The sequence below is a fragment of the Streptomyces sp. AK08-02 genome (genome assembly GCF_033795085.1).
Taxonomy (GTDB): domain Bacteria; phylum Actinomycetota; class Actinomycetes; order Streptomycetales; family Streptomycetaceae; genus Streptomyces; species Streptomyces echiniscabiei.
This window is the reverse complement of the sequence record NZ_JARAZV010000004.1, coordinates 508,160-529,519: the sequence shown is the minus strand read 5'-3', so window position 1 is coordinate 529,519 and position 21,360 is coordinate 508,160. Positions and strand designations below refer to the sequence as shown.

The 21,360-nt window shown below is 72.0% G+C and carries 16 protein-coding genes and 2 pseudogenes; 14 read left to right on the top strand and 4 right to left on the bottom strand.

Features of this window, described 5'->3' with window-relative positions:
* Nucleotides 1–15: 15 nt before the first annotated feature.
* Nucleotides 16–1,536: an integrase gene (locus tag PV734_RS10920; RefSeq protein WP_319289351.1), complete on the bottom strand. Its 1,521-nt coding sequence runs from the start codon at nt 1,534–1,536 to the stop codon at nt 16–18.
* Between the two features lie 59 nt (nt 1,537–1,595).
* Between PV734_RS10920 and PV734_RS10915 the strand changes: the two are divergent.
* The 4 genes and pseudogenes from PV734_RS10915 to PV734_RS10900 form a co-directional block, all read left to right on the top strand.
* A pseudogene (locus tag PV734_RS10915) lies at nt 1,596–3,098 on the top strand (LuxR C-terminal-related transcriptional regulator); the annotation flags it as partial.
* A gap of 129 nt (nt 3,099–3,227) precedes the next feature.
* Nucleotides 3,228–3,619: pseudogene (locus PV734_RS10910) on the top strand (TetR family transcriptional regulator C-terminal domain-containing protein).
* Between the two features lie 44 nt (nt 3,620–3,663).
* A complete protein-coding gene (locus PV734_RS10905) occupies nt 3,664–4,335 on the top strand; it encodes an enoyl-CoA hydratase-related protein (RefSeq protein ID WP_319094495.1) in 672 nt (223 codons plus the stop codon).
* A gap of 266 nt (nt 4,336–4,601) precedes the next feature.
* On the top strand, nt 4,602–5,204 hold the full coding sequence (locus tag PV734_RS10900) for a HutD family protein (RefSeq protein WP_319289349.1): 603 nt from the start codon (nt 4,602–4,604) through the stop codon (nt 5,202–5,204).
* Between the two features lie 131 nt (nt 5,205–5,335).
* Here PV734_RS10900 and PV734_RS10895 read toward each other — a convergent pair whose 3' ends face one another.
* Nucleotides 5,336–6,517: an ROK family transcriptional regulator gene (locus tag PV734_RS10895; protein ID WP_319289348.1), complete on the bottom strand. Its 1,182-nt coding sequence runs from the start codon at nt 6,515–6,517 to the stop codon at nt 5,336–5,338.
* A 186-nt stretch (nt 6,518–6,703) separates the two neighbouring features.
* On the opposite strand from PV734_RS10895, the gene PV734_RS10890 reads away from it, so the two are divergent.
* The 8 genes from PV734_RS10890 to PV734_RS10855 all read left to right on the top strand — a co-directional run bounded on the left by PV734_RS10890 (nt 6,704) and on the right by PV734_RS10855 (nt 17,534).
* Complete coding sequence (locus PV734_RS10890) at nt 6,704–8,833, top strand: alpha-galactosidase (RefSeq protein ID WP_319289347.1); 2,130 nt, start codon at nt 6,704–6,706, stop codon at nt 8,831–8,833.
* Nucleotides 8,834–8,946: 113 nt separating this feature from the next.
* On the top strand, nt 8,947–10,437 hold the full coding sequence (locus tag PV734_RS10885) for a CAP domain-containing protein (protein ID WP_319094604.1): 1,491 nt from the start codon (nt 8,947–8,949) through the stop codon (nt 10,435–10,437).
* A 178-nt stretch (nt 10,438–10,615) separates the two neighbouring features.
* Nucleotides 10,616–11,293: an AIM24 family protein gene (locus PV734_RS10880; protein ID WP_319289346.1), complete on the top strand. Its 678-nt coding sequence runs from the start codon at nt 10,616–10,618 to the stop codon at nt 11,291–11,293.
* Nucleotides 11,294–11,468: 175 nt separating this feature from the next.
* Nucleotides 11,469–12,515, top strand: coding sequence for a tetratricopeptide repeat protein (locus PV734_RS10875; RefSeq protein ID WP_319289367.1), 1,047 nt, complete (start codon nt 11,469–11,471; stop codon nt 12,513–12,515).
* On the top strand, nt 12,512–13,570 hold the full coding sequence (locus PV734_RS10870; RefSeq protein ID WP_319289345.1) for a polyprenyl synthetase family protein: 1,059 nt from the start codon (nt 12,512–12,514) through the stop codon (nt 13,568–13,570). Before PV734_RS10875 ends, PV734_RS10870 begins: the two co-directional genes overlap by 4 nt.
* A 205-nt stretch (nt 13,571–13,775) precedes the next feature.
* The gene (locus PV734_RS10865) at nt 13,776–15,449 is read left to right on the top strand and encodes a serine/threonine-protein kinase (protein ID WP_319091309.1); all 1,674 of its coding nucleotides are present in this window, start codon (nt 13,776–13,778) and stop codon (nt 15,447–15,449) included.
* Between the two features lie 327 nt (nt 15,450–15,776).
* Nucleotides 15,777–16,760, top strand: coding sequence for a hypothetical protein (locus tag PV734_RS10860; protein ID WP_415924188.1), 984 nt, complete (start codon nt 15,777–15,779; stop codon nt 16,758–16,760).
* A 96-nt stretch (nt 16,761–16,856) separates the two neighbouring features.
* The gene (locus PV734_RS10855) at nt 16,857–17,534 is read left to right on the top strand and encodes a DUF2238 domain-containing protein (RefSeq protein WP_319090725.1); all 678 of its coding nucleotides are present in this window, start codon (nt 16,857–16,859) and stop codon (nt 17,532–17,534) included.
* On the opposite strand, the gene PV734_RS10850 is transcribed toward PV734_RS10855, so the two are convergent.
* A complete protein-coding gene (locus tag PV734_RS10850) occupies nt 17,519–18,019 on the bottom strand; it encodes a DUF6328 family protein (protein ID WP_319090726.1) in 501 nt (166 codons plus the stop codon). The two genes, PV734_RS10855 and PV734_RS10850, sit on opposite strands and share 16 nt — an antisense overlap.
* A gap of 152 nt (nt 18,020–18,171) precedes the next feature.
* Between PV734_RS10850 and PV734_RS10845 the strand changes: the two genes are divergently transcribed.
* Nucleotides 18,172–18,519: a hypothetical protein gene (locus PV734_RS10845; protein ID WP_319090727.1), complete on the top strand. Its 348-nt coding sequence runs from the start codon at nt 18,172–18,174 to the stop codon at nt 18,517–18,519.
* Nucleotides 18,520–18,536: 17 nt separating this feature from the next.
* On the opposite strand, the gene PV734_RS10840 is transcribed toward PV734_RS10845, so the two are convergent.
* A complete protein-coding gene (locus PV734_RS10840; protein ID WP_319090728.1) occupies nt 18,537–19,520 on the bottom strand; it encodes an aldo/keto reductase in 984 nt (327 codons plus the stop codon).
* 116 nt (nt 19,521–19,636) lie between these two features.
* Here PV734_RS10840 and PV734_RS10835 point away from each other — a divergent pair, with 116 nt between their 5' ends.
* On the top strand, nt 19,637–21,334 hold the full coding sequence (locus PV734_RS10835; RefSeq protein ID WP_319090729.1) for a cholesterol oxidase substrate-binding domain-containing protein: 1,698 nt from the start codon (nt 19,637–19,639) through the stop codon (nt 21,332–21,334).
* The last annotated feature ends 26 nt before the right edge of the window (nt 21,335–21,360 follow it).

The window sequence follows — 21,360 nt, the reverse complement described above, 5'->3', positions numbered from 1 at the left end:
TCCGTCCCCGCCCGCTCATCCACTCACCCCGAGCAGCGTGTCGACGTCCTGGATGCCGGCCGTCTCCCGAGCCAGCCGGGTGAACACGTCGTCGATGCCCTCGCCTCCCACCGCGCCCTGGCCGTCGGTGATCTCAGCAGTGGCGAGGATGGACTCCAGCTGCAGGTGCGCGACGGGCGCGAGGTAGTGGCGCTTGGTCACCTCCACGTCCGCGTGCCCGAGGAGGGTCTTCACCAACCACCAGGGGTCACCGAACAGCAGCGCGAAGTCCCGCCGGTCGGCCGCGGTGAGCCCGTAGCGTGTCTCCATGAGCTGGTTCAGCACGATGAGCATGTAGAGCGCGAATGAGTGCCGCGCGGCGTGAGGGGTCGCGTAGGGACTCTTCCCGCGGACCTCTGCCAGCCGCAGCTCCCGCTTGACCACCCGCTCCACCGGCGCGAGCAGCACCTCGTCGCAACGCAGATTCGCGCTCCTGAACACGCCGTTCCACCGGCCCGGGAGCATCGGCAGCCCTTGCTCGGTCAGCCACAACCAGGCCGGCTCGGGCCCTTCCGGCCCATCCAGGAAGAGCCACTGACGCTCCCGCCAGCCCAACAGACCAAGCTCGCGGCCCCCAGCGACGCCGTCCCGGTCTACCCACTCGACCTTCGGCTTCGGGCCACGGGTCACTTTCGTGAGCAGCCGAATCTCAGGCAGCCGCTCGTAGCGGCCCGCGGCCTGAGCGCGCCTTACTGCCCAGGCCCGCTCGGACGCCACATACGCTTCGACCTGACCGACCGCATCGACCGAGGCGTAGAAGACTCGCCCGCACTTCGACCTGGTGACGGCGCCCGCGACACGGCCGTGGCAGTACCGGCCGGAGCGAAGCCGCTGGGTCGGAACCTCGAACGTCAGCAGCGACCCGCCCTCCTGCCGGCGAAGTCCGGAACTAAGGAGCAGTTGCACGAAACTGGTGTTCCGCAGCTCCGTCCGCGCATCCCAACCCGGTGCAGCGCCCCCGCCAGCCGCGTGACCGCGCAGTCCGATGTCCGACCACAGGGCCCAGGTCCGCGGCGTCAGCCACGACACCCGTGCGCTGACCGAGTCCGGGGCCCGGTCCTCCCGGCGGGAGAGGTCGACCGGCAGCGGAGAGACCTTCGCCCAGCGGAACAGCTTGGTGAACGCGGCGCCCTCCCGGTTCCACTTCGTACCGCCGATTCGCCCCGGATTTGCCGGCGCCGAGCAACGCCAGTCTCGGTAATCGGCCAGGTCCCGTTCACTCGCCTGGCACCACGGCACTCCGCGGGAGGACAGAAACTCGAGCAACAGACGGATGTCGGTGGCGTAGTTGCGCTTTGATTCCGGCTCCAGATTTCGGAACTCCTTGGAGCGAACGAAGTCCAACAAGCCCGCATCGATCATGCCGTCCGGACCCACGAAGACCGGATCCCCCGGACGAAGCCCGATTCGGGCGACCGCCTCCGGCAAGTCCCCGACGCCGAGAACCCCCTCCGGGGGCATCGTCCCCCACCGCCCCGAGTCCGGGACCCTGACCATGTACCACGCCCTCAACAGACACCTCCCCTGATGCTTGAACTCGCCCAATCATCAGGGAATTCACATACAGCAGTGAGGCACTCGCCCTGATCCCGGCCGAGCCTCCGTCACGGACGTGGGTGTGGGCGGCGGCCACACATGTCATGGCGGCACGGCAGATGGGCGACAACGAGACAGCCCTGCGGGTGGCGCGACAGGCGCTCTCCGTGGCCGAGGAGCTGAGGGCACTCGACGCGCAGGCCGACCTCATGATCTCCGTGGCCGGTCTCGAAGCGGGGGGTCGGCGCACGCCCGAGGCCCGCGAGCGGTTCCAGGAAGCCCGGGAACTGGCCCGGCGGGCGGGCTGTACACCGGTGGAGATGCGGGCGCTGTTCAATCTGGCGATCGGCTCCTTCGAGTCCGGACTGCTGGAGGAGTGCCTGCCGTGGCTCTCGGAGGGCCTGGACCGCGCCCGCCGCGCCGGCCTCCTGTCGTCGCCGTACCCCCTGGAGATGCGCTATCTGCACTCCCTGGTGCTGTACACCCTGGGCCGGTGGGACGAGTGCGCCCGCGCGGCGGCGGCCGACACCGAGGTGCTGCCGGCGGCCGCCGGTTACGTGGCCGGCCCCTCGCTGTACGTCGCGCTGGCACGCGGTGACCTGGGCGCCGTGGACCGCGCCCGGGCTCTCCTCGACGGCCCGTTCGACTGGATGGCCACGCTGGTCGCGAGCGTGGTGCTCACGGACGCCGCCGCCCTGGCGGGTGACCCCGAGGCGGCCGTGGAGCGTGTGCACACCACGGTGAAGGCGCTCACCGACGACGCCGGGGCACGTCCGGAGGTCGCGGTCCGGCTCGTCGCCCTCGCACTGGCCGCCGTCGCCGACACCGCCGTGCGGCTCCGCCGGACCGGCGACGAGGCGGGGAGCGCGCGCTGGACGGACACGGCGGCCGAACTGCTGGAGCTGGCCCGGTCCCGGGGCGCGATCGGCCGCGACGGTTCCCCGCAGGGCCCGGAGGGACACGCCTGGCTTGCTCGTGCCGAGGCGGAGTGGGCCCGGGCGACGGCCGCTCCCGAAGCCCAGGCGTGGGAGCGGGCGGTCACGGCGTTCGGCTTCGGCGATGTCTATGAACAGGCGCGCCGCAGAAGGCGGTTCGCCGAGGCCCTGCTGGCGGACGGCCGCCGTGAGGAGGCGGCGGCGCAGGCTCGCGCGGCACGGGAGACGGCGCTGCGCCTGGGCGCCGCACCCCTGCTCCGGGACGTGGACGCCCTGATCCGCCGCGGCCGGCTCACGGACCCCTCCCCCGCCGAGGACGCCGGCGCCGCCTCGTCGCCGGCCCCGCTCACCGCCCGTGAACAGGACGTCCTGCGGTTGCTCGCCCTCGGCCGCAGCAACCGTCAGATCGGTGAGGAACTGTTCATCAGCGGCAAGACGGCGAGCGTCCATGTCTCCAACATCCTGGCCAAGCTGGGCGCCGCGAGCCGCGGAGAGGCGGTGGCGGTCGCCTACCGGGAGGGGCTGATCCCACCGGCCTCGACGCCGGCGACCGCGTCCACGGCGGATCCCGCGCCGGATCCACGCTGACGCGAGGTCCTGACCCGCCCGGGGGCCTGTTGCATGTTCTGTGCCACACCCCATAAGTTACTGAAGGGTAGCTCGTCCGGCGGGCCAACCCGCGCCAGAAGGGTGGTGGGCGGATGAGCCCTCGCAGGAGTGACAGCCGTAATCGGACGGTCCTCAGTGCTGCTGCTCTGTTGGCTGTGGCGCGACCGGCTCGCGGAGAGCGGCTTCCGGGCCGCCTGCCCGATCGTGGCGGTGGCCGTCGAGACCAACGGCGACGCACCCCCGCTCACCCTCTCGGCAGCCGCTGGCTACGCCGCCGGCAGGAGGCCCTCGCGACCCTGTTCGTACGGCACGGCCTCGCGGAGGAACGCAGCCGCCGTCTGGGCGCCTTCGTCATCGCCGCGGTCGAAGGCGTGGTGATCAGGTTCCGGGCCGAGCAGAACACCACCCCGATCGAGGCAGCCGCCACCGAGATCCACGACCTGCTCCTCCACACCCTGCGCGACCGCCCCAGGGCCGCCGAATCAGGGCCCCGGCCATAGCCCCTAACCACTTCACCCGGTCAACTCAGCCCGAAGGAATCGTCATGCCCTCACTCGACCGCCACGACAACGTCTTCGTCCTCGGCCTCGGAGACGGAGAGAACCGTTTCCACCCCGACTGGCTCACCGCTGTCAGTGCCGCGCTCGACGAGGTGGAGAAGGCCGAAGGCCCACGCGCCCTGGTCACCACCGCCACCGGCAAGTTCTACTCCAACGGGCTCGACCTGGACTGGCTGTTCGCCCACGGCGACCAGTACCACGACTACGTCGTCTCGGTCCATGAGCTGTTCGCGCGGATGCTGTCGCTGCCGGTCATCACAGTGGCCGCGCTGCAGGGACACACCTTCGCCGCCGGCGCGATGTTCTCCCTCGCCCACGACTTCCGCGTGATGCGCGCCGACCGGGGCTACTGGTGCCTTCCCGAAGCGGACATCGACATCCCCTTCACCCCCGGCATGGCCGCCCTCATCCAGTCCCGGCTGGCGCCGCAGACCGCCCACGAGGCCATGGTCACCGCCCGCCGCTACGGCGGCTCCGACGCCGCGGCCGTCGGCATCGTCGACCAGGCGGTCACCGAGGACGCCGTGCGTTCCACCGCCATCGAGATCGCCCAGGCACAGCTGGCCAAGGCCGGCGACACGCTCGGCACCATCAAGTCCCGCATGTACGCCCCCGCCCTGGCCACCCTGCGCGACACCACCAGCCCGCTCGGCTGACCAGCACCCCGGCCGACAGCGCAAGCCCGCACCCCGGGCACCTCCGCCCCGGGGCACGGGCTGTGCGTGTCGGAGGACCGGTCCTGGCTCCATGTAGCCTGGCGCCCGGAATCGAGCCGAGTCCCGGGGCGACCGTCCGGTGAGGCGGCCCCGGACTCGATGATCACGCCCCTGGGCGCTCCGGCCGTCCGCCGGCCGAGAGGCCGACGGCCCGGGTTCGCCGGTGACGCGGCCGACCGGATGACGGAGCAGGGAGGTGGTGCCGGATGGGCGGAGATGCTCTGCGCTGGAGCGAATACCGCAGCATGCCGTGGAAGAACGGCGGTGGTACGACCCGAGAGGTCGCGTGGGGCGCCGTGCGGGCGCCCATGGCCCCGCCGGAGACCACCGACGGCTTCGACTGGCGGGTGAGCGTCGCGGACGTCGACGCGGGAGGCCCCTTCTCCGCCTTTCCCGGGATCGACCGCCTGATCACCCTCGTCGAAGGTGAGGGCATGCTCCTCACGGTGGACGGGACACCCCATCCGGTCGGGCCGTTGAGTCCCTTCGCCTTCCCCGGCGACGCGGCGACGGACTGCCGGTTGGAGGCGGGCGCGGTCCGCAACATCAACGTGATGACCCGCAGGGGCCGGGCGACGGCACAGGTGCGGATCATCATCGTCACCGCCGCGCAGGGGGCAGAGATGGCGTGCGCCACGGGCGAGACGCTTCTCGTCATGGGCGTCACCGAGGGCATCGCCGTCTGCGGACCGGACGGCCGGGAGACCACCCTCGGTCGCCTCGACTGTGTGCGTCACGAAGGCCCGGCGGCGCTGACTCTGCGGGGCGACGGCACGGTGGCCGGGATCAGGATCACCCCGGCGTGCTGACGACGCCAACCAGCCCCCGCCGACCGGTCGTCCCGTCCTCGGTTTCGACGATGCACTGACGCTCCCACCCGAACCGCGGACCAGGAACCGGCCACGGGGAGCCACCACGTCAACCCGACCCTCACCTGCTCCTACTGTTCCGCCTGTTCCGCCCTGACGAAGGACCGGATCGCCGTCGCCGCCGCCCCTCGCGCCCACTCCTCGAAGGGCAGCGGCCGGGTCAGCAGCTCGCAGCGGGCGGCGGAACCGAAGGCGGTGGCGGTGAACCCGTCGCGGATCTGGTCGGCGAACAGGTCGTACGCGGCCAGCCCCTCGCCGGAGATGATCACGCGCTCGGGGCCGAGCAGATTGGCGACGGTGGCGATGCCCCGGCCGATCGCCTCACCCGCCCGCGCGTACACCGCCCGCGCTCCGGGATGGCCCGCGTGGGCCAGGGCGACGGCCTCCGCGCTGTCAACGACCCCGGAGCCCGTGACCTCGCGCACCCGGGCGACGATCTCCGCGTCGCCGGCGAACGCCTGCAGACAGCCCCTCTTGCCGCAGCGACAGGGCGGGCCCGCCGGATCGACGACGAGGTGCCCGATCTCACCGGCCACGCCGTGTGTCCCCTCGACCACGCGCCCGTGGACCACGAGCCCGCAGCCGATGCCCGCGCCGACGGTCACCACGGCGAAGTCGGACAGCCCCACCCCGGCACCGAACCACTGCTCGGCGACGGTGAGCGCGCGCACGTCGTTGTCGACCGTCACGGGCAGCCCGGTGGTCATGGCGGCCGGCTCGGCGAGCCGCATGTCACGCCACTGAAGGAACGGCGAGTAGCGCACGACGCCCTCGGCGCGGTCGACCTCCCCGGAGACGGCGATACCGCAGCCGAGCACCGGCACCCCGAAACCGTCCGCCTCGGTGAGCAGCTCCCGGACCAGCTCGGCGACCGAGACCAGCACCGCCCTGGGTGACCGGGCGGTGAGCGGCAGGTTCCGGGCCACCCGGATTCGGCAGCACAGGTCGGTGAGCACGCCGAAGATCTCGTCGCCGGTGATCTTGATGCCGATGAACAGTGCCCGGCCGCCGTCGACGCGTACGGGGTTCGCGGGGCGCCCCAGTCCGGGACGGGTCGCCACGTCATCGTCCTCGACCAGATAGCCGGCCTCGATGAGCGGGCGGACCGCCTTGGTGACGGCGGCGGCGGACAGCCCGGCGCGCCGGGCCACGTCGGCTCGGGTGAGGGGGCCGTGGGACAGGACCGTGGTGAAGATCAACGAGTCGGCCGGCGTACGGGCCGGAAACGCCTCGGCACGGAAGGTCGAGGGCATGGCCGGGTGCATGGGCGGGAACCTAGCTTATTTTCCCCTGTCAATGAAATAAGCACCACGGAGACGAACCCTCTCCGGAGCGGCATCTAGACTTGCGAAAAGCCGATACGGGCATCCCATTGACACAAGATCCATGGCCGCGCTTGGCTTCGCCCAGTAACGCCAGTACCACGAACGTGAGGCACCATGCCGCTGATCTCCCACTCCCCGGACACCGGGGTCTGGCTGCTGACCACACCGCGCACGTCGTACGCGCTGCGGATCGACGAGACCGGCGCGCCGTGTCATCTCGCGTGGGGGCCGCGGCTGACCCTCACGGAGGCGGGCGCGCTGGTCGCTCCGGCGCGCGACACGTCGAGCAGCTTCGAGGGCCGCACCCCGGTGGGCGAGGAACTCCCCGTCGACGGCGGCACCCGCTACGGACCGCCCTCGCTCCAGGTGCGGTACGCGGACTCCTCCCGTGGCTTCGAATGGGTGCCGACCGGTCACCGGGTCCTCGAACCGGCGCCCGGAGTCGGTGAGTTGGTGCTGGAGTTCCGCGACCGTCTGTATCCCCTCGACGTCGAGCTGCACTACACGGTCCGCACCGACACGGACGTCATCGAGCGCCGGACCGTGGTGCGCAACGCCGGTGACGAGCACGTCGACCTGTTGCGCGCCGACTCCGCCGCCTGGACGCTGCCGCCGCTGCGCGACTACCGGCTCAGCCATGTCACCGGCCAGTGGTCGGCCGAGAGTCAACTGCGGCGCGACACGCTGCCGTTCGGCGAGACGGTACTGACCAGCCGACGCGGCATCACCAGCCATCACGCCAACCCGTGGGTGATGCTCGACGCGGGCGAGGCGACGGAGGAGCACGGCCGCGTGTGGAGTGCGGCCCTTGCCTGGAGCGGGAGTTGGCGCATCACCGCGCAGCGCACCCCCGACGGGCTGGCCGGATTCACCGGGGGCGTGGGCCATGAGGGGGTGAGTGTTCCGCTCGTACCGGGCGAGGAGTTCACCTCGCCGGTGTTCGCCGGGCTGTGCACGGACGGCGGGTTCGGGGCGGCGAGCCGCGCCTGGCACACGTACACGACGACCCATGTGCTGCCCCGGGCGCGGGAGACGGCGCCGGTGCTCTACAACTCGTGGGAGGCCACCGGGTTCGACGTCGACGAGGCGAGCCAACTGGCGCTGGCCGAGCGGGCCGCGCTGCTCGGGGTGGAGCTGTATGTCGTCGACGACGGCTGGTTCGGGGCGCGGCGCAGCGACCGGGCGGGGCTGGGTGACTGGACGCCGACTCCGGAGCGCTTCCCCGAGGGGCTCAAGCCGCTGGCCGACGCTGTGCACGGGCTGGGCATGCGGTTCGGGATCTGGGTCGAGCCGGAGATGGTCAATCCGGACAGCGAGCTGTACCGCGAGCACCCCGACTGGGTACTGCACCTTCCCGGCCGGGCCCGCACCGAGCTGCGCAATCAGCTCGTCCTGAACTTCGCGCGCGACGAGGTGGCCGAGTGGGCGTACGGCTGGCTGACCCGGCTGGTCGGGGACCACGGGGTCGACTTCCTCAAGTGGGACATGAACCGCGCGTTCGGCGAGTCGGGCTGGTCGGGGCGGCCGGACGGCGACGACCGGCTGTGGACGCGGTATGTGGCGAATCTGTACGACGTCATCGACCGGCTGCGCGCCGACCATCCCGGACTGCGCGTGGAGACGTGCAGTGGCGGTGGTGGCCGGATCGACCTCGGCATCCTGTCCCGTACGGATCAGGCGTGGACGTCCGACAACACGGACGCCGTGGACCGGCTGGTGATCCAGCACGGGTTCGGCCAGGTGTATCCGGCGCGTGCCATGTCGGCGTGGGTGACCGACGTGCCCAACCAGCTCACGGGGCGTTCGGTTCCGTTGAGCTTCCGTTTCCACGCGGCGATGTGCGGGCTGCTCGGTATCGGCGGTGATCTGACGCACTGGTCCGAGGAGGAGCTCGCGGAGGGCGCGGCGCTCGTCGCCGAGTACAAGACGGTGCGGCATCTGGTGCAGCACGGAGAGCTGTACCGGCTGTCGGGGCCGCTCGGGGAGGAGCCGACGGCTCTGCAGTACGTCGGCGAGGACGCGGCCGAGGCCCTGGTGCTGGGCTTCCGCTACGGCCCCCGGCACGGTCTTCCGCGGATTCCGGTGCGGCTGCGGGGCCTCACCCCCAGCGCCCGCTACCGGGACGCGCGCACGGGCGCCGTCCACCACGCGAACGTGCTCGTCGACTACGGGATGCGGCTCGACCTCGCACCCGGCGACTGGTCCAGCTCGGCCGTGCACCTGGTGCGCGTCGAGGAGGCGTAGCCGGCCTGTTCCCCGGTCGGCTGTCGCGGGGGCCGGGGAACCGCGGCGCCCCGGCCGTGCGTTACAGGGGCAACGCCCCCGAGGGCGTGAACGACGACCCCAGGGCAGGCGCGATGAGCGAGTTGGTCCCCGGGGGCAACACGCCCCTTCCGGGCGGCACCCTCACGCTCCGGGTGCCGGGCCCCTTCGATGTGAGCGCGCTCGTGACCGACGACGGCGGCAAGGTCGGCGGCGACGCCGACTTCGTGTTCTACAACCAGCCGTCCGCACCGGGAGCCCGGCTGCACGGCGACACCCTCACCGTCGATCCGTCGGCCCTGCGGCCCGGCGCCACCCGGGTCACGGTGGTGGTCAGCCCGGCCGATCCGGGAGCGGCGCTGGGCGGGCTCCCCGCGCCCACCCTCCACGTCAACGGCCCCGGAGGCCGTCCGCTCGCCCGGTTCACCCCGCCGCGTCCGCAGCGGGAGACGGTCCTGCTGCTGGCGGAGCTGTACCGGCGGGGCGCGGGATGGAAGCTGCGGGCGCTGGGTCAGGGGTACGCGGACGGACTGGCGGGCCTGGCCCGGGACTTCGGGGTGGACGTCACGGACGACGCCTCCCCGGCCCAGCCCCCGTCGGGCTTCACCGCACCGCCTTCGACGGCCGGTGTGCGGCTGCGTGCACCGGCCCGGTTGTCCGGCGCCGCCTCCCGGCTGTCGAGCGCGGCCTCCCGGTGGTCCCGGCCGACGGGCGGCCCGTCATCGGCCGACGCCGGCGGGTCGGCTCCCCCGGCCGGCGCGTCGCCAGGATCGGTGTACCCGGCCGCCGGAACACCGGGCTCGCTCGCTCCCGCCGACGGGTTCCTCGGCCTCGTGAACTCGGCCCGGGCCGCTGCCGGTTCTCCGCCCGTCTCCCTCGACGGGCGGCTCGGCGCCGCCGCGCGGGCACACGCCGCCGACATGGCGTCGGCCGGCCGCCTCGGCACCGAGAGCCGGGACGGCACCTCCGTGCACCAGCGCGTCACGGACACCGGGTACACGTATCTGACCGTCGGCGAGCACCTGGTCTCCGGTCCGCGTACGCCCGAGGAGTTCGTCGAGTACTGCCTGCGCACCGAACAGGCCCGACGTACTCTGCGGGACCCCGCGTTCACCCAGGTCGGCGTGGCACATGTCACCGGGTCCCGTACGGGCGACACCTACTGGACCGCCCTCTGGGCCCGCCCCCTCATGCCCGGTGACCTGGCACGAACGGCCGCCGAGGTCACGGACCTCACCAACCGGGAGCGAGCACGGGCGGGGCTGGCGCCGCTGGCCACCGATGCCCTGCTCACCCGGGCCGCGCAGGCGCACAGTACGGACATGGTGGTCCGCGCGTTCTACTCGCACACCGGGCCCGACGGCAGCCGGCCATGGGACCGGGCCGCCGCCGCGGGGTCCACCCGGCGCACGATCGGCGAGAACATCGCGTGCGGGCAGCGCTCCCCCGCCGAGGTCGTGGAGGGGTGGATGAACAGCCCCGGGCACCGCGCCAACATCCTCAAGCGGGAGTTCACGCACATAGGCATCGGTTTCGCGGGCGGCGGCAAGGCAGGCACCTACTGGACCCAGCTCTTCGGCGCCTGACCCGCCCCGAACGGGGGGAACCGTAGTCGGGCCCTGCCCTGCGACGCAGGGTAACCGGCACCCCCGACAGCGCGAATCGTCCGGCCCCACAGCGCCTTCCGGTCGCCTTTCGCCGGGTCGTCGCCTCTTTCCGCGCGTTCTCCTGGCGGAACGGCACCCTCCGGGACACGATGCCCGCATGAAGGGTGACCTCTTTTCCAGTGAGTACATGGTGCAGCCGGCCACAGCGCCCGGTATGACCACCGAGAACGCCAAGTCGATCAAGTACGCGGTCAACGGTGAGATGTTGGCCCGCCAGGGCGCGATGATCGCCTACCGCGGCAACCTCCAGTTCGAGCGCAAGGGCCAGGGCGTCGGCGGCATGCTGAAGCGCGCGGTCACGGGCGAGGGGCTGCCGCTGATGACGGTGCGCGGGCAGGGCGAGGCCTGGTTCGCGCACGAGGCGCAGAACTGTTTCATCGTCGAGATCGACCCGGGTGACGTCTTCACCGTCAACGGACGCAACGTGCTGTGTTTCGACGCGTCTCTGACGTATGAGATCAAGACCGTGAAGGGGGCGGGAATCAGCGGCGGGGGTCTGTTCAACAGTGTCTTCACCGGGCAGGGGCGGCTGGGGCTCGTCTGCGAGGGCAATCCGCTGGTGATCCCGGTCTCGCCGCAGTATCCGGTGTACGTCGACACGGACGCGGTGGTGGGCTGGACGGCAAGCCTGCAGACGTCGCTGCACCGTTCGCAGTCCATCGGCTCCATGATCCGCGGTGGTTCCGGCGAGGCCGTTCAACTCATGCTCCAGGGCGAGGGGGTCGTCGTCGTACGGCCGAGCGAGGCGACTCCGCAGAAGGCCCAGCAGCACTGACGCTCCCGCAACTCACGCCCCGGCACGTGATCTACGTCGCACAGGCAACCTCGGCGCCGTCGCCGCCGTCTTGACGGACGACAGCACAGAGCCGCCCCGGCCCGAACCGGCCGGGGCGATTTTCCGGCGCACTATACACATCATGTATACGCTGAGCGTATACCGAAAGGGCTGTATGTACGGCAAGGCATTCGCCCCCGAGTACCAGGGCGCGCTCACCAGCCTCTCGGTGAACTCCTCCCTGGTCGACGTGCTCGCGGCGGGCACCGAGCAGTTGGCCGTCGCCGAGCAGGCGGGTCAGGCCGCCGAGGCCGCCCGTTCCGGACTCGCGGTCGCCGAGGCGCACCGGCGGCTCGGGCAGGTGGGCGACGCGGACCGGGCCTGGAAGGCGAGTTACCGCGCGGCCCGGGCGGCCGGGGACACCGGGGCGATGGCGTGGGCCCTGTGGAGCGGCGGCACCCTGGCCCGCCAACGCGGCGCGTTTCCGCTGGCCCGACGGCTGCTGGGACTGGCGGCGGAACTCGGCGAGCGCGGCGGGGACATCGTCGTACGCGGCTACTCGCTCGCGGGACTGGCCGAGACCGGTCGCATCCAGGGCGACTACGAGGCGGTCGGCCGGCTGCACGAGCAGTTGCTCGCCGAGGCACGCAGGCGCGGTGAGGCGCGGCACACGGTGTGGGCGCTGGAGGGCATCGCGCAGATGCACCGCAACACCGGCTCGTACGACACCGCGTACGGCATGTTCGAGGAGGCGGCCGAGATCGCCGCGCGGGCCGACGACCGGCGTGGCCACGCCTGGGCGTTACGCGGGCTCGCCGACATCGTGTCCGTGCGCGACGGGGACGCGGAGCGTGCCCTCGCCCTGCTCACGGAGGCGGAGGAGAGCTGCACGGCGATGAACCTGATCAGCGCGCTCGCCTACAACCACAAGATGCGCGGCAACGTCCTCTACCGCGCCGGGCGTTACGCCGAGGCGCGCGACCTGTACTCCGGGGCCCTGGCTGAGTTCCGTGCCATGAGCGAGCCGCGCGGTGAGGCGCTGTCCCGCCTAGGGCTGGCCAAGTCTCTGGCCCGCCTGGGCCACGACCGCGCCGAGACCGCCGCCGAACTGGCCGAACTCGCCGGTGAGCTGGACCGCATCGGGCTTCGGCACGCCCACGCCATGGTGGCGCGGGCGCGGACCGAACTCGGCCTGGACACGGACACGGAGGCCGCCCGATGACGCCGCCGGCCTCCGAGGTCCTGGCACCGGCGGCGCCGTCCGTGCCCCAACTCCTCGAACGGTGCCGTGACCTGGTGCGTCCGGCGCTCACCGAGGCCGTCGACCGCCTGCATCCCTGGCTGGGCGAGATGGCCGCGTACTCCTTCGGCTGGTGCGAGGTGGGCGGGAGGCCCGTCGACGCGTCCGGCGGGAAGGGCGTACGCCAGGCGCTGGCCGTGCTCGGGGCGGAGGCGGCCGGGGCGCCCCGGCGGTCCGGAGTCGCGGCGGCCGTCGCGGTGGAGCTGGTGCACACCTTCTCGCTGCTGCACGACGACATCATGGACGGCGACCCGACCCGGCGCCGCCGCGCCACGGCGTGGAAGGCGTACGGCACCGGCCCGGCCGTACTCGCCGGGGACGCGCTGTTCGCGCTGGCGGTGGAGACCCTCGCGCGGACTCCTGGCGGCCCGGCCGGGATGCGCCTGCTGTCGGCGGCGCTGACGGACGTGGTCTCCGGGCAGGCCGACGACCTGCTGTTCACCGACCGGCCGTGGACCGGGCCCGAGCGGGTGCGACCCGAGGAGTACCGGTCGATGGCCGAACGCAAGACGGGCGCCCTGCTCGGCTGTGCGCTCTCCCTGGGAGCCGCGCTGGGCGGCGCCCCTCCGGCGACGACGGCAGCGCTGGAGCGAGTGGGACGGCACGCCGGCACCGCCTTCCAGATGGTCGACGACGTGCTGGGCATCTGGGGCGATCCGGCCGTAACCGGCAAGCCCGTTCACGGTGATCTCCGCGAGCGGAAGAAGTCGTACCCGGTACTGGCCGCGCTCGACGCCCCGGTCCCCGCCGCCCGGCGGCTCGCCGCGGTACTGGAGTCCGTCGAGGTGCCCGACGAGGCGCTCGCGCGCCGGGCGGCGGCGCTCGTCGCGGAGGCGGGCGGCCGTACGGCGGCCCTCTCGGAGGCACGCCGACACCTCGCCGCTGTCGAACGCGGCCTGGACGAAGTGGAGTTGACGGGACCGGCACTCGACGGGCTACGGACGCTGCTGGGCTTCCTCGTGCACCGGGAGACGTGAAGGGTGCGGAGGAGATCCGGTGGAAAGATCGTGTGCGGGCCGTCACGCGCTGCCATTGAAAGTCCCCTTTTCTTCGCACACCCGCTCGCCGCAGATGAATAAAAGGAAAATCGGGCCCGGGAGTTGCGGAATAATTGAACAGACCCCGTCGTACCCCTCGTACCTCTGGGAAAGGTGAAAGCCAGGGGTTCAGCGAGGGATGGCCATGGTCAAGGCGCACGTCTCCACAAACGAGTTGGTGGCCGGAAGGTACCGACTCCTCGATGTCGTCCATCGCGAAACGAACCGGGTCTCCTGGTACGGCGAGGACACCTCGTCCGAGCGCCCGGTCGTCCTCACCCAGATCCAGCTCCCGCCCGACCCCCGGGAGCAGACCGCGCGCCGGGCCATCGCCCGGGTGATGCGCGCGTCCGAGATCCTCGGACTGGTCCTGCCCGGCCGGGTGGGCGTCGTGATCGACGTCCTTGAGGAGTTCGGCACCCTGTGGACGGTCGCCGAGTGGATCGACGGCACACCGCTCAGTGAACTCCTCGAACGGCAGGGCACGTTCAACTACGTGCGGGCGGCGCGCATCACCCTCGAAGTGCTCGACGTGCTGGAGGCCGCGCACCGCGAGGGCATCGTGCACGCCGAACTCAGTCCCGGCCAGGTGTTCGTGCGGGACCAGGGGCCGGTCGTGGTGACCGGCTTCGGTCTGGCGGGTGCCACGTCCGCGTCCCGGGTCGGCGCGCATTCGTTCGCCTCACCCGAACAGGCCCACGGCTCACGCGCCGACCCGTCGGACGACCTGTGGGCGCTGGGCGCGCTCCTCTACGCGATGGCCGAGGGCCGGCCGCCCTTCCGTGACCGGGGGCGGCCCGACGCCACGCTCAAGGCGGTCGACCGGCTGCCGCTGCGCAGCCCGGTCCGTGCCGGTCCCCTCACCCAGGTCATCCAGGGGCTGCTGCGCAAGAGCGCCCGGGAACGGCTGACCGCTCCGGTGGCACGGGACGCCCTGCTGCGCGTCATCAGGGACGAACCCGACACCTCGGACGAACCGCTGCCCTCGGTCCGGCCGCGCGACGTCGGTGCCGCCGTCGGAGCGCGGCGCGTCGGCCGGAACGGGAACAGAAGCGCCGCCCGCAAACTCGTCCTCGCCGGTACGGCTCTGGCCGTCGTCACCGTCGCCGCCCTCGCCACGACGGACAACCTGCCCGGCATCGACGCGTCCGCGTCCGGCGCGGACACCACCCCGTCCGTCGCCGCCCCCGCCCCGTCCGTCCCCTCCACGGGCGGCAGCGCCACCCTCCCCGACCAGGTCCCCGAACCGAGTCCGTCCCCCTCCGTACCGGCCTCGCCGACACCGTCTGCGCCGCCTTCCACGCCTCCCGCGCCCACCCCCACCCCCTCACCCACCGGCGGCACCGCCGAGGCCCTGCCTGCGGGGTTCCGCGTCTACAACGCGCCCGAAGGGTTCTCCATCGCCCTCCCTCAGGGGTGGAAGCGGCTGAGCGAGGACGTGGCCCCCGGCAACGTGGCCTACCGCATCCTGTTCGGCGCCGACGACGACCCGCGCACCCTGGCCGTCACGTACAGCCAGCTGCTGCGCCCGGATCCCGTCGCCGTGTGGCGCGACGACGTCCAACCCGGCCTGGTCAAGGCGGACATCGGCTTCCAGCGGATCGGCGAGATCAGGGCGACGACCTACCACGGACGCAGGGGGGCCGACATGGAGTGGCTGTCCGACTTCGAGGGCACCCGCATCCGGACCTTCGGCCGGGGTTTCCTCACCGGCGAGAAGACGGGCTACTCGCTGCGCTGGACGACACCCGCGGCCGACTGGAACGACACCGCCAACCGGCAGGCACTGGACACCTTCCTGCGGACGTTCAGAGAGTGAACCGCGTACAGCCATGGGCGGGTACACGTGTCGACCACCGGGCGTACGGCCCCGGTGACAGGCCGGGATCCGGGTAGGGCCCGGTCTGTCAAAGCAGCGTCAATGCGCGCATATAGGCTGCCTGTCTGCACCTTCGCAGTCCGTCCAGCCTGCCCGGGAGAGTCACCTGTGACCGTAGCGATCGCCCCGTCCGAAACGTCCGGGACGCCTGAGCCTGCCGAGACGCCCGAGACGCCCCCCGTGTCCGAGGAGTTCGACGGGTCCGAGTGGTCCGAGCCGTCGGCGGAGCCCGACGACACCGTCGACGCCTCCCTCGACCCCGCTGAGGTGTCCCCCCTCGTGGCGCGCGACGCACAGGAGTTCGGGGCCTACGCGCGGACCGGAGGCTGGGCCTTCGGGCTGAAGGTGGCGCGGAGTGTGCGGCCCGGTGGTCAGCCCGCCGGTGAGACGCCGAAGATCTCCGCCAAGGAGTTCGCCGCCCTCGCCGACTGCTCGCCCGAGCGGGTCATGCGCTACTACAAGGCCTGGGACAAGGCAGCCGACGACGGTGTGGTCCCGCACTTCGAGGCGCTGGCCCCGGGCGCGGAGGTCGAGCTCCCGGGCGCCGACCTGTGGCTCACCTACTACAGCTCCCGGTCCAGCGCGGGCTCGGAGCGCGGTGCCGCCATCTCCGAGGCCGCCGAGGCGGAGGGCATCCGGCCGACCAAGGCGCTGGAGGTCGCCGAGAACCCCACCGCGCTGCGCGCCGCGATCATGGCCGACCCCTCGACCGCCCGAGCCGCCCGGCACGCACTGCTCGACCGGATCAAGGAGGACCCGGACCTCCAGGCCGAGCTGGCCCGCGACATCGTCCGCACCGACGACCTCAAGAAGGCCGTGGCCTCCGAGTCCCGGTCGGCCGACCGCGTCGGATACGTGCGCCAGATCGCCGAGTCCGGCCAGGTGAAGACACCCGCCGGGCAGACCATCGAAGCCCCCGTCGATCTGCGTCAGGAGGCCGAACGGCATCTGTCCCTCCTCGACGAGCTGGACGAGGACGAGGACACCGGCGAGTGGGCGAGCGAGGCCTACGACACCCTCAAGAACCTGGTCGTCGAGGCCGTCGAGGCCGACCCGGAGCTGCGCGTCCAGGAACGGCGGACCAAGTTCTACAGCAGCCTGACCAAGGCGACGAAGGCGTTCGAGGAGCTGACCTTCGACGACGTCCAGGAGTTCGCCGAGGACGACATGGTCCAGCAGCTGGAGGAGCTCCAGGAGGCCATCGCCTCGTGCATCACCGCGCTGCGCGGGGCACGTACCTCGCCCGCGTAGCACCTGAGGATGCGGGCGCCCTCGCTTGAGTACGCGTACTCAAGCGAGGGCCGGGACGCTCCGCCACGATGGTGCTCCACCACAAGGAGCGTCCCGATGCCCGCAGTTGACACCGCCTCCCGCCTTGTCCCCGCCGACAGCGGCGCCCCGCGCCGACGCCTTCCCGTGCTGCTCGCCGGGCTGGTGACCGCCGCGCTCGCGATCTCCGTGTGGCAGCCGCACGACCTGATGACCTGGTTCCTGGAGACGTTCTGGATCATGGTCGGGCTGCCCGTGATCGTCCTGACCTGGCGGCGCTTCCCCCTCACCAACCTGCTGTGCTGTCTGCTCGCGCTCCACGCGCTCGTCCTGATGGTGGGCGGCCACTACACCTATGCGCAGGTCCCGCTGGGCGACTGGGCACGCGACGCCTTCGGCCTCGACCGCAATCCGTACGACCGGCTCGGCCACCTGATGCAGGGCTTCGTGCCGGCCCTGCTCGTCCGGGAACTGCTGAGCCGGACGTCACCGCTGCGCGGCAGCCGCTGGCTCGCGCCGCTGACCGTGTGTGCCTGTCTGGCCTTCAGCGCGGTGTTCGAGATGTTCGAGTGGGCGGCGGCCGTGATCGGTGGCGCCGCGGCCGACGACTTCCTGGCCACGCAGGGCGACGTGTGGGACACGCAGTGGGACATGTTCTGCGCGCTGATCGGTGCGACCCTCTCACTGCTCCTGCTGAGCCGCGTCCACGACCGGCAGCTCGCGGCGCTGCGCGCTCGCGCTCAGTTCGTGGTGTAGCGGTGACGCGTCCACAGCGGCAGCACGAACCAGCAGGCCAGGTACCAGGCGACGATCCCCGCGACCAGCCAGGGCACGTACGCGTCGTGGGTGGCCACCCTGAGGACCAGCAGCAACGCCGAGGTCATGGTGGCGAGCAACAGCAGCAGACCGGTGAAGGTCAGGCGCGAGGCCCAGCGCACGGCCTGCGGTTTCACCCGGCGTCCGGAGACGATCCGATGCAGGGAGACCGGCCCGATGAGGGCGCCGGTCGCGGCGGCCCCCAGCACGACGGTGATGATGTAGATCGTGTGCTCCGTCTGCCCCAGCTGCGGGTATCTCGGGGTGAAGACGACGGTCAGCAGGAAACCGAACAGGATCTGCACACCCGTCTGCGCGACCCGCACCTCCTGGATGAGCTCGCCCCACATACGGTCGGCCCGCTCGTCCTCGGTCTCCGTGCGCCCACGTTCGCGCGGACCGGCCTTGCCGTCCGTGTCCACCATGATTCCTCCCGGCCCACTCGCCCTCACGTCCTGTCGGCTACGGGTTCCCCGTCTCGGCGAGTTCGATCAGTTCCGGACCGACCGGGTTTGAGTGATCGGGGGAGGGCTACTCGGACAGCGCCACGGTGCCCACGTCGAGAAGAGGTCCGGCCATGTCCGGGACGCAGCTCACCCTCACGATCAGTGGCGGCACCGCCGCCGACGCCCAGACGGTCGTACGAGCCCTGGAATCGGCCTTCGGGCCGGCGGACGAGTCCCCGGGGGACGACGACGGGCACTCGACGGTGCACACGGCCGCGTTCACCGTCGGTACGGAGTCCCTCGCGCCCGGTCACCCGACGACCACGCGGCTCTCGGCGCCGGTGACGGTCACCGTGCAGGGCACTCCCACGGCCGTCCGCTGCGCGGGCGACACCCTCACCGGTACCTTCACCGCCCAGGACCGGGGCAGTGTCTCCGGCGACCAGGAACAGGAACGGCAACTGCTCCTGGAGCCGTGACACCCGGCGCCGGTCCGCTACCAGCGGCTCTCCACCTGAGCCTTGATCCGGCGGTCGTAGAGGTCCTGGATCGCGGTGAGCGTCTCCTGCGACAGCGGCGGCAGGGCGGCGGCCGCGGCGTTGGCACGGGCCTGCTCGGCCGAGCGGGCGCCCGGGATCACCGTGGTCACACCGGGCTGCTGGAGGATCCAGCGCAGGGCCAGCTGCGCCGGGGTGTACCCCTCCGGGGCCAGCGCGGAGAACTCGGCCGCCGCCTCGACGCCGGTGGCGTAGTCGACACCGGAGAAGGTCTCGCCCTGGTCGAAGGACTCGCCGTGGCGGTTGTACGTGCGGTGGTCGTTCTCCGGGAACACCGTGTCCTTGGTGTACTTGCCCGACAGCAGGCCCGAGGCCAGCGGCACCCGGGCGATGATGCCGACGCCCGCCTTCTCGGCGGCCGGGAGCACCTCGGCGAGGGGCTTCGTCCGGAACGCGTTGAGGATGATCTGCACGCTGGTCACGCCGGGGCGGGCGATCGCGGTGAGTGCCTCCGCGCAGGTCTCGACGCTGACGCCGTACCGGGCGATACGCCCCTCCTCGACCAGGGTGTCCAGGGCGTCGAAGACCTCGCCGGAGGAGTAGACCGGGGTCGGCGGGCAGTGCAGCTGGACCAGGTCGATCCGGTCGACGCCGAGGTTGCGCCGCGAACGGTCGTTCCAGGCACGGAAGTTGTCGAGGACGTAGTTCTCCGGGAGCTGGTCGAGCCGACGGCCCATCTTGGTCGCGACCAGCAGATCCAGTTCGGGCCTGCCGCGCAGGAAGGTGGCGATGGTCTGCTCGCTGCGCCCGTCGCCGTACACGTCGGCGGTGTCGAAGAAGGTCACTCCCGACTCGACCGCCGCGTCCAGCACCGCGAGGGCGTCCTTGTCCTCCACGTCGCCCCAGTCGGCGCCCAGCTGCCACGTTCCGAGGCCGATGACCGACGCCCGCTGACCCGACCTACCGATTACACGCTCGTCCATGGCGCCAGTCTTTCATCCGTCCGACCTGGCCGCAGACCAGGGCCGCATGTCACTCACACGGGTGAGGCGATGAAGGTGGCAACCAATTCGCGTCCATCACCCTTTAGCGTGAGCTGATGGTTGATCACTTGGCGCGCCGCGGCTTTCTGCTCGGCGCGGCCTCCCTCGCCCTGGTTCCGATCGCCGCCGACCCCGCCGTCGCCGCCGCCGAGCTTCCCGGCTTCCCTGCGGCCGTCACGCCCTACCGATCCGGCTACCGCAACTGGGCCGGCGAGATCACCGCCGACGGACTGTGGGCCTGCGCGCCGGCCGACCCGGACCAGGTCGTCGCCGTGGTCAACTGGGCCTGGCAGCACGGCTGGACGGTCCGCGCCCGGGGCTCCGCGCACGGCTGGTCGCCCCTCACGGTCACCGCCGGCACGGAGTCCGGCGCGCGCGTACTGCTCGTCGACACCGCTCCCCGGCTCACCGGCCTCGCCCTGGAGTCCACCGGCCCCGCCGCCGTGCGCGCCGGCACCGGTGTCACCCTGGAGGCCCTGCTCACCTACCTGGAGCGGCACGGGCTCGGGGTCACCGCGGCGCCCGCACCCGGCGACCTCACGCTGGGCGGCGCGCTGGCCGTCGACGCGCACGGCACCGCCGTACCGGCCACCGGCGAGACCAGGTCGCCCGGCCACACGTACGGCTCGCTCAGCAACCTCGTGCTGTCGCTGACGGCGGTCGTGTGGGACGTGGACTCCGGCGCCTACGCCCTGCGGACGTTCCACCGCGACGAGGCGGACTGCGCGGCACTTCTCACCCACCTCGGCCGGTCCCTGGTCGTCGAGGTGGTGCTGCGGGCGGGGGCGAACGGCAATCTGCGCTGTGTCAGCCGTACGGACATCTCGGCGGCCGAGCTCTTCGCGGCGCCCGGCGGCGGTTCCGGCGGGCGGACCTTCGCGAGTTTCCTGGACGAGGCCGGGCGGGTCGAGACGATCTGGTTCGCCTTCACCGAGTTCCCCTGGCTGAAGGTGTGGAGCGTCGCACCGACCAGACCGCTGGCCTCGCGGCGTGTGTCGTCGCCGTACAACTATCCCTTCTCCGACAACGTCCCGACCCCGGTGGCCGACCTCGTCGGGCGGATCCTCTCCGACGGGGCCTGGTATCTCGCGCCGGTGCTCGGCAACGCGCAGCTGGACGTGGCCGCGCTCGGGCTCGTGACGACACTGTCGGCGGACATCTGGGGGCCGTCGAAGAACACGCTGCTGTACGTCAGGCCGACGACTCTGCGGGTCACCGCCAACGGGTACGCGGTGCTGACCGGCCGGGCCCAGGTGCAGCGTGTCATCGCGGAGTTCACCGAGTTCTACCGGGAACGACTGGCCGCCTACGCCGCGTCGGGCCGCTTCCCGGTCAACGGCACGGTCGAGATCCGCGCCACCGGACTCGACCGCCCGGGCGACGCCGACTCGACCGGCGCCCACGCCCCGCTGCTGTCCGCGCTGCGACCGGTCGACGGGCGTCCCGAATGGGACACCGCCGTCTGGCTGGACGTACTGACACTGCCCGGGACGCCGTACGCGCAGGAGTTCTTCCGCGAGCTCGAACAGTTCCTGCTCACGACGTACGACGGCGGGCACGCGCTGACCCGGGTCGAGTGGTCCAAGGGCTGGGCGTACACGGACACGGCCGGGTGGAGCGACGAGGAGGTCATCGGCACGGCGGTCCCGGCCTCCTACGGAGACACCGTGTGGCGGGAGGCCGTCGCCACCCTGGACCGGCTGGACCCGCACGGCGTGTTCGGGAACGCGTTCCTCGACCGGCTGCTGCGCTGAGGCCCGGCAAGGCCCCGTCGACGCCC